Consider the following 12,073-nt stretch of genomic DNA (forward strand, 5'->3'; position numbering starts at 1 on the left):
GCTTTGTTGTAATTGCGCCAGTTAGTGACTTTAAACTTCTGTTTTGCCATGGGACGACCCGTGTTGCCGGATGATGCGTGATCTGATCCTTTAACTCAGCAAAAGTTCGATTTATTCAACAAAGCCGAAATCAAGCTGAATGAAGGCAGGTTATTTACTTGAATCGATAAATTATAAATATAAACAATCAATCGCAGCTATATATTCATGGCGGAAAGATATACCCGCCTTATTATTTTCTCAAGGAACGATGTATATGAAAAGAACGGCAATCGCAGTTGCTATCGGATGCTTATTGGTGGCAAATTCGGCTACGGCAAAATCAACCCCGCTCTCCGTTGAACAACGTCTTCAACTGCTTGAAGACCGACTTGTTTCTGCTGAAAACCGGGCTGAAAAAGCAGAGCAAGAAGTCCAGGTATTGAAAGCCCAGCAAACCACAGACCGCAAGGAGATCAAAGAGGTACAGGAACGCGTGGTGGTCAAAAGCGAGACCCCGGCAACGGAAACCGCAAAAAATACCGCCAGCCCTGCATTATCGCTTTCCGGTTATGGTGACCTGAAAATTTACGGTGACGTCGAATTCAATATGGACGCAGAAAGCCGCAAGGGTGCTTTAATTTCGAATAGTGATGACAGTAATGAACGCTGGGATTTAAATGGCCGTATCCTGTTAGGCCTTGATGGAATGAGAAAACTGGATAACGGTTATTTTGCCGGGTTTAGTGCCCAACCGTTGGCCGATATGACCGGTTCCATGGATCTCGATGATGCCGTCTTCTTCTTTGGTCGTGAAAATGACTGGAAAATTAAAGTCGGCCGCTTCGAAGCCTACGATATGTTCCCGTTAAATCAGGATACGTTTGTTGAGCACTCCGGAAATACCGCCAACGATCTGTATGACGACGGTCATGGGTATATTTACATGATGAAAGAAGGGCGTGGTCGTTCGGACTCCGGCGGCAACTTCCTGATGAACAAACAGATTGATAATTGGTATTTCGAACTGAACACCCTGCTTGAAGACGGTACTGCGCTATTTTCCGACACGCAGTATCACGGCCGCGATATGGAGCAAGAGAAGAACGTGGCTTATCTGCGCCCGGTTGTCTCTTGGTCTGAAGGCGCATTTTCCATGGCGGCAGCAATGGAAAGTAACCTGGTCAATAATGCCTACGGCTATTACGATACTGACGGTCAGTTTGTCGACCAGTCCAGCCGGACCGGCTATGGCATGACCATGACCTGGAACGGCCTGAAGAATGATCCAGATGATGGCGTGGTATTTAATCTTAATACCGCTTATCTCGATGCTTCCGATGAAAAAGATTTCAGCGCCGGGGTGAATGCCTTATGGCATCGATTCGAATTGGGCTACATCTATGCGCATAACAAGATTGACGAATATTCCGGTGTCATCTGTGATGACGACTGCTGGATTGATGAAGCTGGCACCTACGATATTCACACCATTCATGCCTCGTATCAGATCCCAAATGTCATGAATATGCAGAACTTTAATATCTACCTTGGGGCCTACTGGTCGAAACTGCAAGGGGATAGCGATATCGGCAGTGATGACGATCGTTACGGTGGCCGCGTGCGGTTTAAATACTTCTTCTAAGTTGTTAATCGCCATCAAGCGCCTGATATCAGGCGCTTTTTAGTTTCCAACCCAGTTATTCTTAATTTTGAATTTATCCGCCCGGTTATAGCTACACGAGTAGTTAAATGGGGTGCCATCGTCGAGTTTGGTGATGCCAGTGACCTTGAGCATTGGCGTGCCAGGGGCGACTGACAATAAAGCCGTGAAGGTTTCATCAAATAAGTCGGCTTCAATAACCGAATTGTAGAATTTAATTTTCTTGGCAGTGACGCGCTCAATGTATTCATAAAGCGAGCCCTTATCGAGCACGACATCAGGGATAGTCGCGATCACGGCGCAAATGACCCATGAATCTTCGACCAGCACCGGCTCATTATCAATGTAACGCACGCGACGGATGGCATGAACCGGTTGGTCTTGTGCCAAATTCAACGCCTGCGCGACGCTTGCTGGGGCGGGAATGATATTCTGGCTGACAAGCCGGCTGGTGATTTTTGCCTGTTGGCCAAACTCGCGGGAAAACCCAAGAATCGAATCACTGGCACCATTATTGAGCAGAAAAACATTATCCGCTATCGCGCCAGAGACAAACATGCCCTTCCCATGAATGCGCTCAATAAACCCTTCCTGTTCTAGCACATGCATTGCTTTCTGGAGTGTGACGCGGGTGACGTTATAGCGGGTGGCCAGTTCTCTTTCTGAGGGGATTTTACTGCCGGGCAGGTAGTGTTGCTGCTGGATTGCCTCTTTAATACTGTTTTTTATTTCAATATAACGAGCGACCATGGTCTGGTTGGTTCCCGGAAAACGACAGATGTCAGTGTAACATGTTACTGGCATCTGTCATCCGCAGGCCTTACGGGTGGGTGGCTGCGTGCAGGCTGACGCGCTCTTCAGCCTCTTTTAGCAGTTGTGTACGCTCCATCATTTTGAAGAAGGGGTAGTAAATCACCGTCGAGATAATGACCATACAGCCAGACCAGATAGCGGCCGGGATATTGCCTGCAGTGGCGAAATACGCGTTCAGGACAGGCGGCATCGTCCAGGGGATCTGAAACACCGGTCGGCCAATAATATTCAGGTCCATCAGCAGATAAGAGCAAGTACACAGCACCAGCGGCGTGGCGATTAACGGCAGCATCATTAGCGGATTGAGTACCACCGGCACACCGAAAATGACCGGCTCGTTAATGCAAAAAATAGCCGGAGCAAATGACATCTTTCCAAGCGAACGGTAATAACGGCTGCGGGATAACATCATCGCCAGCACCAGGCCCATGGTCGCACCCGATCCACCCGCGCAAATAAAGAAGGTGTAAAACCCTTCGGCGGTAATATGCGGGACAGGCTGATGATTCACGAAGGCTTCAGTATTTTCCGCGATAAATTTCAAAAATATCGGGCTGGTGATCCCTGACAACACATTGGTTCCATGAATGCCGCAAAACCACAGCAGGGAAATTAATAAAACCAGTAACAACATGCCTGGCAACGTGTCCAGTCCGATGACAAGAGGGCTCAGTAATAGTGTGAAAAACGCATTGATGTCAAAGTTGAGGATAACCCTGACAAACCACACCAGCGCCAGACACACGGTCGCCGGGATCAGGCTGACAAAGGATTGCAATACGGCAGAAGGCACGCTGTCCGGCAGTTTGATATAAATATTGTGCCGAATAAAAAAACGGACCACATAGACCGTAAATATCGACAGAATGATGGCCGAAAAAAGCCCCGAAGCGCCGAAATGCTCGGTACTGATATGCCCGGCGTCATCCAGTTGTGCCATTAAAAAAACCGCCACCGTGATACAGCAACAGCTTAACCCATCCAGATTTAACTGCTTCGCCAGGTTGTAGCTAATCCCCATCGCCGCAATAAGCCCTATTGCGCCAAAGGTGACCGCCACGGGGACGCTCAATTCACTGCCAAAATCGCCCAGCAGTTCATTCCAGCCTGGAACAGGCAGATTAGCGATAATTAAGAAAATACTTCCTGCAATGATAAACGGTAAGGTAAAGGCAATCCCGTTGCGCACGGCAACCAGAATAGTATTCTCTCCGACTTTAATTAATATCGGGACAATACGACTCTCCAGAAATTTTATCATGACGTTATCCTTGAATCGGATCAGGCCCATTATCTTGATTGATATTGAGGCAGATAATGGCGGTTAGCTGCCAGGTAGTCCTGGAGGATTTTCTCTGCAATATCGACCGAGGGCATCAGAGGATGTGTCGCAAGCGCCAGCAGTGCCGTATGATAGTTGCCCGTGACGGCCGCCTCTACGGTGAGTTCTTCATAGGCTTTCACACTTTGAATCAGGCCGCGGACAGGCGTCGGAAGTGGGCCATAGGTCAGTGGGTGCGCACCTTGCTTATCAATCACTGCGTTGGTTTCAATCACGCTGGTGTTCGGGAGATCCCGCGTGGTGCCATTATTCACCGTATTCACTACGTGAATTTCTTTTTTATCGTTGTAAATTGAGCTGATGATGGAGCAGGCGGTATCGGAATACCAAGCTCCGCCGCGGCTTTCCAGCGCCTTGGGTTTATCTGCAAGGTCGGGGTTGTTGTACTCCTCAAATAACTGCTTTTCGATGGATTTAGACCGCTCCCCACGTGTGCCGTCCTGCTGCATTTCGGCTATCTCTTTGGCCACGCTTTCGCGGTTAAGATAGAAATACTTCAGATAGGACAGCGGATATAAATTCAGTGCCTTAATAAATTCGGCGGGTAACCCTAAGTCCGGCACGTTCTTTAGCGCGTGTTTACCGCTGCCGTCTGCCAGGCGCGCAATAAAATCAGCGCTTATATCTTCGCCGTTGAGCGTAATCCGATCGGCGAAAATAAGATGGTTTAGCCCCATTACCCGGGCGGAAACGACCTGGCGTTCCACGCCATAAGTATTGGCAATATCCATCATCATGCTATTAGCACCGCTGCAAATGCCCAATGATTTTATGCTGCTATATTTTTCGATAGCCTCGGTCACGATCCCGGCCGGATTGGTGAAGTTAATCAGCCAGGCGTCAGGGCATACCTTTTCCATTTTGCGGCACAGATCGAGCAAAACGGGAATGGTGCGTTGGGCCTTCATAAATCCGCCTGGCCCCGTCGTTTCTTGTCCCAGCACACCGTATTGCAGCGGAATCTTTTCGTCCTGAATACGGGCATCAAGCTGCCCAACACGGATTTGAGTGGTAACAAAATCCGCGTTCTGTAGGCTCTCATCCAGATTGGTTGTCAAATGGACTGTCATCGGGATACCCGATTTTTTGACCATCCGCTGTACCAGCCCGCCGACGATCTCCAGTTTTGCGCGACCCTCTTCAATATCCACCAGCCAGTATTCACTGACCGGGAATTCAGCATGTCTTTTGATAAAACCGTCGATTAATTCCGGCGTATAGCTTGAGCCACCGCCGAGCGTGACCACTTTGAGTCTTTCCATTGCTTTGTTCTCCATGTGTAACTGGCATATGCCAGTTAATGAAAAACATAACATAATAGAGAAATCGCGCAGCGCGAGATTAATCACAGAATTGACTATCGGGAAAGGGAAGTTTGAAAAGCCCTGGAATATAGATGCCAGGGCTTAGAGAGGGGCTTATTCCAGCCAGAACACTTCTTTCAGTTCCGCACTCACTGGGCTGTGATCCGGATTCGATGGCATCACTTCACCCATGTATTTCCACCAGCGCTGACACACATCGGTGCTGGCGACAGCGTTCCAGCGCTCTTCTGACTCGATTTCGACCGTCGCAAACAGCAGGTTGTGGGCCTTGTCGAGATAAATGGCGTAATGGTGTGCGCCATGGGCTTTCAGCACCGCTTCCAGCTCGGGCCAGATCGGGTTGTGGCGACGTTCATATTCTTCGTGTGCATGCGGGTGAACCTGCATGACAAACGCTTTACGGATCATAATGCCTCCAGATACAGCTCGCGCACGTCGTCGCGGCTGGCGGTGCGTGGGTTACACGGTGCGCACGGGTCGGCAAGGGCTTTGTCCAGCCAGCCTTCAATGTCGGCTTTCGTGACGCCGAGTTGACTGAAACCAGACGGAATGCCGACGCGAGTGCTCAGGTCCCGAATCGCCTGAATTGCTGCCATGCTCGCAGCTTCGTCGCTCATGCCTTGGGTATCGACGCCCATAACATGCGCTATGCGAGCGAAACGGGCGACGGCGTTCGGACGGTTAAAGTTTTCGATAACTGGCAGCAGAATGGCGTTGCACACCCCATGTGGTAGGTTGTGCGTTGCGCCCGGCTGGTGCGCCAGCGCATGTACCAGCCCCAGCCCGGCGCTGTTGAATGCCATCCCTGCCAGATACTGGCCGAACGCCATCTGTTCACGCGCGTCGAGATTATGCCCGTCATCTACCGCTTTTGGCAGCCACAGTGTGATCAAACGAATCGCTTCCAGCGCGTTGGCGTCGGTCAACGGATGCGCGCCCACGGAAACAAAGGCTTCAACGGCGTGTGTTAGCGCGTCCATGCCGGTTGCCGCCGTGATGGACGCCGGAATATCAAGCATCACGCTGGCATCATCCACGGCGATATCCGGGATGATATTCGGGTCGATAATGACCTCTTTCACCTGGCGCTCGCTGTCGATGATCACCGCGTTGCTGGTCATTTCGGCGGCGGTTCCGGCTGTAGTGTTAATCGCCACCAGCGGCACGCCGGGGTTCTTCACTTTGCCTACGCCGGAATAGTCTGTGGAAGGGCCTGGGTTGGCGGTGAGAATTTTGACTGCTTTGGCGGTGTCAATCGGGCTGCCGCCGCCAAAGGCGATAATGAAATCGCAACTGGCGTCCTGATAGGCCTGATAGCCTTTTTGCACCAGCGCTTCCGTCGGGTTAGGGAACACGTCATCGAACAGGTGATAGGACATCTGGTGCGCATCCAGCGCGATAAACAGGGAATCGAGCAGGCCCATTTTTATCAGCTGTCCGTCGGTGACAATCAGCGCTTTACCCCACTGTTTCCCCGCCACCAGTTCAACCATATCTGTAATTGCGCCCGCGCCGTGCAGGCTGATTTTCGGCAGTGCCAACATAAAACTCATGCTTATTCTCCTTAATATTGCTGATTTTACTGCCCGATGGCACCCGCCATCTGGCGTTAATTCCGTCTTCGTTGCAGCACTCTGCGGGTGATAATCGGCAGTGAAATCACCACGATCAGCATCGCGCCGATGATGATCGACATCACGATGCCCGGCACGTTGAGCAGGCTCAGACCAAAGGTCACCAGCCCCATCAGGAAGGCGGCGATAATCACGCCGACCATACTCCCGGAACCGCCAAGAATATTGACCCCGCCGAGTACGGCCATCGTCACCACTGATAATTCCCAACCAAGCGCAATAGTCGGTCGCGTGCTGCCCAGGCGCGACGTCAGCAGCACCGCAGCAAGGCCGGACATCAGCCCGACCAGCACAAACAGCATCAGGTTGTGGCGTTTGACGTTAATGCCCGAAAACCACGCGCCGGTCGGGTTATTGCCAATGGCAAAGGTGCGGCGACCAAAGTTGGTTTTGTGCAACACGAAGGTGAACACCGCGGCGAGCACGATAAACAGCGCGAACTCAAACGACAGCGCGCCCCAGACGTAGCCCTGACCGAACCATGCGAAGCTCGCCGGATAGTGATTCAGTGCCTGATCGCCGAGCAAGATGTAGGAAATGCCGCGGAACAGGCTCATGGTGCCGATGGTGATAACGATGGAAGAGAGATTCAGTCGGGTGACCAACAGCCCGTTCACTAATCCACACAACACGCCCACGCCCAGCCCCACGCATACCAACAGCGGCGTATCCATTCCCGCTACGGCGCAAAATCCCATCGCCGTGGAACTCAACGCGATAATCGCCGCCACCGAGAGGTCAATTTCACGGGCGATGATCAGCATCGCCATCGGCAGCACGATGATCGCTTTTTCGGTGAAGTTGAAGGTGGCATCCGACAGGTTCCAGATGTTGAGAAAATAGGGCGAGGCGAACGCGTTCACCACAAAGACCGCCAGGGTGACCGCCAGCAGAAAGCCTTCCCAGCACGCCAGGCGCTGGAAAAATGACGGGGCGGGTGACGCGTTTTGCACAGCTTCAGAAGTCAGCATTTTGCTCATGGTTTCACCGCCAGTTTTTGCCGGGCTAGCGCCGCATCGCGCAGGATGAGGCGACCTTTGCGTTTGTTGCCGCGCTCGTTGAGCACCACCGCAATCACAATCACCGCGCCGGAAATCGCCATCTGCCAGAACGGCGATACACCGATGACCGGCAAGGCATTGTTGATAACGCCGAGGAACAGCGCGCCAAACAGACAGCCGAGCACGCGCCCGGTGCCGCCCATGGTGCTGATCCCGCCGATCACGCAGGCGGCGACAATCTGTAGCTCAAAGCCGTTGGCGACATCGACGTACGCCACCGCAAAGCGTGAAATCCACAAATAGCCGCAGAAACCGGCGAGCGCACCAGAGAGGCAGAAGCTGACGAACTGCATTTTTCCGGCGTTGATGCCGGTGTAATACGCCGCAGTAGCGTTGCCGCCCGCGGTGTAAAGTGAACGTCCCGTTCGGCTGTAACGCAGGAAATAGCCGACCACAAACAGCGCGGCGATGGCACACCAACTCAGTACTGGTAGCCCGAGAAAAGCGGCGCGCGGCAGGCCGAGAAAATCAGTGCTCATCTGGTTGGAGTTCACCCAGCCGCCGTTGGACAGTAGAAAAATAACCCCGCGATAAATGCTCATCGTGCCGAGCGTCACCACAATTGCCGGAATACCCAGTTTCCACACCAGTAGCCCGTTGATGATGCCCATTAGCAGGCCAAGCAGGGTGGCCAGCGCCAGCAGCGCAACAACCGGAATGTCCGGATGGTGGAAATTGAGCAGGGCCACAATCATACCGGTGAGCGCCAGATTGGCAGCCATCGACAGGTCGATGCCTTTGGTCAGCAGCACCATCATCTGGCCGAGTGCGAGAATGATCAGGATTGCCGTGTCATTGAACATTTCCACCAGATTACCCGGGGCGATGAACGACGGCGTGCGGCTGCCGATGGCGGCGACCAACAGGACAATCACCGCAGCCAGCAGGGCCTCGCGGTGTTTAAGCAGAGATTTCAACATTACGCCGCCTCCCTGCCTGCACCGCTGGCGGCGCTGACAATCACTTCCGCCGTCGCGTCGCCCGCGCGGTATTCCGCGACCATCAGACCTTCATGCATCACGATGATGCGGTCTGCCATGCCCATCACTTCAGGCAGTTCGGATGACACCATGATCACCGCCAGACCTTGCCCCACCAGTTCAGACATAAACTGATGCACGGCGGCCTTCGAGCCGATATCAATGCCTTTGGTCGGCTCGTCGAGGATGATCACCTCGGGATGCGTGGCGAGCCATTTGCCGATCACCACTTTTTGTTGATTACCGCCGGAGAGGGTTTCCACCGCCTGATGCCAGCTGGAGGCTTTGACCTGCAAGCGTTTAGCGTAGTCGTCCGCGAGTCTCCATTCCCTTTCTTCGTGTAACACGCCATTCGGATTGAGCTTCCGCAGCTGTGGCAGGCTGATATTTTGCGCGATCGACAGTGCAATGATCGCCCCCTGTTTTTGCCGTTCTTCTGGCACGCAAACAATCCCGGCCTGAATAGCATCGGCGGGCTGGTGGAAGTGTACGGTCTGGCCGTTCAGGACAATTTCGCCGGACGACGGCTGCGTCACACCGGACAGCGCCTGCATTAACTCGGTACGTCCTGCGCCGACCAGTCCGTAAAAGCCGAGAATTTCGCCTTTGCGCAGGGTGAAATTGATATGCGCAAATTCAGTCGGATGGCATAAGTCTTTCACTTCCAGCACTGTGTCGCCGGTTTCGCACGCCACTTTTGGGAAGGTCTGGGTAATGGCGCGGCCCACCATCATGGCGACCATCCGCTCTTCGGTGATGTCATGAATGTTGCCTGCCCCGACGAACATGCCGTCGCGCAGAATGGTGTAGTGATCGGCCAATTCGAAGATTTCGTCGAATTTGTGCGAGATAAACAGAATAGCTTTACCGTCCTGTTTCAGGCGCTCAACGATTTGATAAAACTCCAGAATTTCATGCTGAGACAGGGCCGCAGTCGGTTCGTCGAGAATCACCACCTGCGCGTCAAACGACAATGCGCGTGCAATGGCGACCATATGACGCTGGGCGATACTCAGCGTTTTCAGCGTGGCGCGTGGGTCAATCTGCACTTCAAGCCGAGAGAGCAGTGCCTGGGCGCGACGGTGCATTTCCGACCAGTCGAGTGTCTTCAGTAAACCCTTACAGACGTACTGCCCGGCGAAAATGTTTTCGGTGACCGACAGTTCATCGAACAGCACGGTCTCCTGATGAATCGCGGTGATCCCCACTTTGTGGGCAGAATCCGGCGTGGGCAGCTGAATGGGGATCGCTTTATAGAGAATGTCGCCCTCGTCGGGCTGATAAATACCGGTCATCACTTTGACCAGCGTGGACTTTCCGGCACCGTTTTCGCCAATTAGCGCGGTGACTTTTCCGGGCCACAGGCTCAGTTGCACATTCTCCAGGGCGCGCATGCCGGGGAAGAATTTGCTGATGCCCGTGAGCTGGAGCAATGGGGTGGATTCGTTCATGATGGTTCTCCGCAAGATTACCCTCACCCTAACCCTCTCCCTAAAAGGGAGAGGGGATTGTCCGGTGTGCGCTTTTCCCCCTTTCCCTACAAGGGAGAGGGGACTGTCCGGTGCGCTTTTCCCCCTTTCCCAAAAAGGGAGAGGGGATTGTCCGGTGTGCGTTTTTCCCCCTTTCCCAACAAGGGAGAGTGGACTGTCCGGTACGCTTTTCCCCCTTTCCCAACAAGGGAGAGGGGACTGTCCGGTGCGTTTTTCCCCCTTTCCCTACAAGGGGGAGGGGACTGTCCGGAACGCTTTTCCCCCTTTCCCAACAAGGGGGAGGGGACTGTCCGGAACGCTTTTCCCCCTTTCCCAACAAGGGAGAGGGGACTGTCCGGTGCGTTTTTCCCCCTTTCCCAACAAGGGAGAGGGGATTGTCCGGTGTGCGTTTTTCCCCCTTTCCCAACAAGGGAGAGGGGATTGTCCGGTGTGCGTTCTTCCCCCTTTCCCTAAAAGGGAGAGGGGATTGTCCGGTGCGTTTTTCCCCCTTTCCCTAAAAGGGAGAGGGGATTGTCCGATGCGTTTTTCCCCCTTTCCCAACAAGGGAGAGGGGATTGTCCGGTGCGTTTTTCCCCCTCTCCCTTTTAGGGAGAGGGCCGGGGTGAGGGTATTAGGATCAGAAAATTTTGGAGAACTTATCAATGTTGCTGGCATCGTAAACGAACGGCTTCGCCATCGCGCCGTTGCCGTCGGCATCCAGCGTCACTTTGCCGAGTTTACCCATGCTCGCTTCGGTTTTAGTGGCGCTGCCTTTGACCAGATCGTCCGCTAAGTACGTTGCCGCATAACCCAGATCGATAGGGTTCCAGATAGCAAAGCTTTTGCTGGCGCCGGATTTGATTGCCCCTGCCATTTCAGACGGCAGGCCCAGACCGGTGACGTACACTTTACCGATTTTGCCCTGATCTTTTACGGCCTGCGCCGCGGCCACGATGCCGACCGATGACGGCGACACAATCACTTTCAGGTCAGGATAGGTTTTCAGCAAACCGACCGCTTCGCGGTAGCTTTTATCGGATAGGTCATCGCCGTAGGCGACCGTCACCAGATTGATCGACGGATACTGCGGCAGCACTTTTTTCATCTCCGCAATCCAGATGTTCTGGTTGGTGGAGGTCGGCGTGGCGCTCAGAATGGCGACATCGCCTTTGTCTACTTTCAGTGCCTTCAGCGCATCGGCGGCCAGCTTGACGTTGGTTTCACCGATCAGCGCGTTATTGGAAGGATTCAGGTGGATCTGGCGGCCTGCCTGCGCCACGCCGGAATCCCATGAAACCACTTTGATACCACGCTGCATCGCCTTTTTCAGTACCGGCACCAGTGCATCCGGATCGTTGGCGGAAATGGCGATCGCATCGACGCCCTGCGCGATCAACCCGTTCAGCACTTCGATCTGTGCTTCGGCGGTGGTGGTGGTGGGGCCGGTATAAATGACTTTGACGTCACCTAACTCTTTTGCCGCTTCCTGCGCGCCAACGTTGGCTGCTTCAAAAAATCCATTTCCCAGCGATTTTGCCACCAGGGCGATTTTAACTTCAGCTAAAGCAGAACCGGAAAACGCCAGTGCGGCAACGGTGAGGATCAAGCTTAGTTTTATTTTCATTGCTTTTACTCCACTTCGAGTTAGTTGTAGGGATTGCAGGTGTGTGTTCGCCCCGTCTCAAAGAGCGGGGCGCGATGTTGTTATACCCGGCATACTTCAAGCGGCCTCTTCATTGGCTACGTTTGTTCACCCCAATCACATAGTTATCTATGCTTCTGGGGCTTCACAACCTTGCCGCTTCGA

General features: G+C 53.3%; 10 protein-coding genes and 1 pseudogene. 1 reads left to right on the plus strand and 10 read right to left on the minus strand.

Annotation, left to right across the window (positions count from 1 at the left end; translation table 11 throughout):
• Positions 1-115: pseudogene (locus MUU46_RS23080) on the minus strand (hypothetical protein); the annotation flags it as partial.
• Between the two features lie 141 nt (positions 116-256).
• Here MUU46_RS23080 and MUU46_RS01730 point away from each other — a divergent pair.
• Positions 257-1,624: a carbohydrate porin gene (locus tag MUU46_RS01730; protein ID WP_258964580.1), complete on the plus strand. Its 1,368-nt coding sequence runs from the start codon at positions 257-259 to the stop codon at positions 1,622-1,624.
• A gap of 39 nt (positions 1,625-1,663) precedes the next feature.
• Here the strand turns inward: MUU46_RS01730 and MUU46_RS01735 are convergent, their stop codons facing one another.
• The 9 genes from MUU46_RS01735 to rhaS form a co-directional block, all read right to left on the minus strand.
• On the minus strand, positions 1,664-2,392 hold the full coding sequence (locus MUU46_RS01735) for a GntR family transcriptional regulator (RefSeq protein WP_159761604.1): 729 nt from the start codon (positions 2,390-2,392) through the stop codon (positions 1,664-1,666).
• Positions 2,393-2,462: 70 nt separating this feature from the next.
• Positions 2,463-3,716, minus strand: coding sequence for a PTS sugar transporter subunit IIC (locus MUU46_RS01740; RefSeq protein ID WP_258964581.1), 1,254 nt, complete (start codon positions 3,714-3,716; stop codon positions 2,463-2,465).
• Between the two features lie 29 nt (positions 3,717-3,745).
• On the minus strand, positions 3,746-5,059 hold the full coding sequence (locus tag MUU46_RS01745; RefSeq protein WP_258964582.1) for a 6-phospho-beta-glucosidase: 1,314 nt from the start codon (positions 5,057-5,059) through the stop codon (positions 3,746-3,748).
• Positions 5,060-5,215: 156 nt separating this feature from the next.
• Entirely contained in the window at positions 5,216-5,530 is a 315-nt protein-coding gene (gene rhaM / locus MUU46_RS01750) for an L-rhamnose mutarotase (RefSeq protein ID WP_159761602.1), read from the minus strand.
• Positions 5,527-6,675 (minus strand): lactaldehyde reductase, encoded by a 1,149-nt coding sequence (gene fucO, locus MUU46_RS01755; protein WP_258964583.1) that lies wholly within the window; start codon positions 6,673-6,675, stop codon positions 5,527-5,529. Before fucO ends, rhaM begins: the two co-directional genes overlap by 4 nt.
• 56 nt (positions 6,676-6,731) lie before the next feature.
• Positions 6,732-7,736, minus strand: a complete 1,005-nt coding sequence (locus MUU46_RS01760) for an ABC transporter permease (RefSeq protein WP_159761600.1) — start codon at positions 7,734-7,736, stop codon at positions 6,732-6,734.
• The gene (locus tag MUU46_RS01765; protein WP_258964584.1) at positions 7,733-8,737 is read right to left on the minus strand and encodes an ABC transporter permease; all 1,005 of its coding nucleotides are present in this window, start codon (positions 8,735-8,737) and stop codon (positions 7,733-7,735) included. The genes MUU46_RS01760 and MUU46_RS01765 overlap by 4 nt, the downstream gene beginning before the upstream one ends.
• Entirely contained in the window at positions 8,737-10,248 is a 1,512-nt protein-coding gene (locus tag MUU46_RS01770) for a sugar ABC transporter ATP-binding protein (protein ID WP_258964585.1), read from the minus strand. The genes MUU46_RS01765 and MUU46_RS01770 overlap by 1 nt, the downstream gene beginning before the upstream one ends.
• 655 nt (positions 10,249-10,903) lie before the next feature.
• Positions 10,904-11,890 carry a rhamnose ABC transporter substrate-binding protein gene (gene rhaS, locus MUU46_RS01775; protein ID WP_159761597.1) on the minus strand — a complete coding sequence of 329 codons (987 nt, stop codon included), beginning with the start codon at positions 11,888-11,890 and terminating at the stop codon, positions 10,904-10,906.
• Positions 11,891-12,073: the final 183 nt, after the last annotated feature.

The organism is Scandinavium tedordense (assembly GCF_024764965.1).
Classification (GTDB): domain Bacteria; phylum Pseudomonadota; class Gammaproteobacteria; order Enterobacterales; family Enterobacteriaceae; genus Scandinavium; species Scandinavium tedordense.

What these genes read in the sequence shown, in the direction of transcription:
- MUU46_RS01730 (WP_258964580.1), top strand. Translation starts at nt 257, where the DNA reads ATGAAAAGAACGGCAATCGCAGTTGCTATCGGATGCTTATTGGTGGCA.
- MUU46_RS01735 (WP_159761604.1), bottom strand. Translation starts at nt 2,392, where the DNA reads ATGGTCGCTCGTTATATTGAAATAAAAAACAGTATTAAAGAGGCAATC.
- MUU46_RS01740 (WP_258964581.1), bottom strand. Translation starts at nt 3,716, where the DNA reads ATGATAAAATTTCTGGAGAGTCGTATTGTCCCGATATTAATTAAAGTC.
- MUU46_RS01745 (WP_258964582.1), bottom strand. Translation starts at nt 5,059, where the DNA reads ATGGAAAGACTCAAAGTGGTCACGCTCGGCGGTGGCTCAAGCTATACG.
- rhaM (WP_159761602.1), bottom strand. Translation starts at nt 5,530, where the DNA reads ATGATCCGTAAAGCGTTTGTCATGCAGGTTCACCCGCATGCACACGAA.
- fucO (WP_258964583.1), bottom strand. Translation starts at nt 6,675, where the DNA reads ATGAGTTTTATGTTGGCACTGCCGAAAATCAGCCTGCACGGCGCGGGC.
- MUU46_RS01760 (WP_159761600.1), bottom strand. Translation starts at nt 7,736, where the DNA reads ATGAGCAAAATGCTGACTTCTGAAGCTGTGCAAAACGCGTCACCCGCC.
- MUU46_RS01765 (WP_258964584.1), bottom strand. Translation starts at nt 8,737, where the DNA reads ATGTTGAAATCTCTGCTTAAACACCGCGAGGCCCTGCTGGCTGCGGTG.
- MUU46_RS01770 (WP_258964585.1), bottom strand. Translation starts at nt 10,248, where the DNA reads ATGAACGAATCCACCCCATTGCTCCAGCTCACGGGCATCAGCAAATTC.
- rhaS (WP_159761597.1), bottom strand. Translation starts at nt 11,890, where the DNA reads ATGAAAATAAAACTAAGCTTGATCCTCACCGTTGCCGCACTGGCGTTT.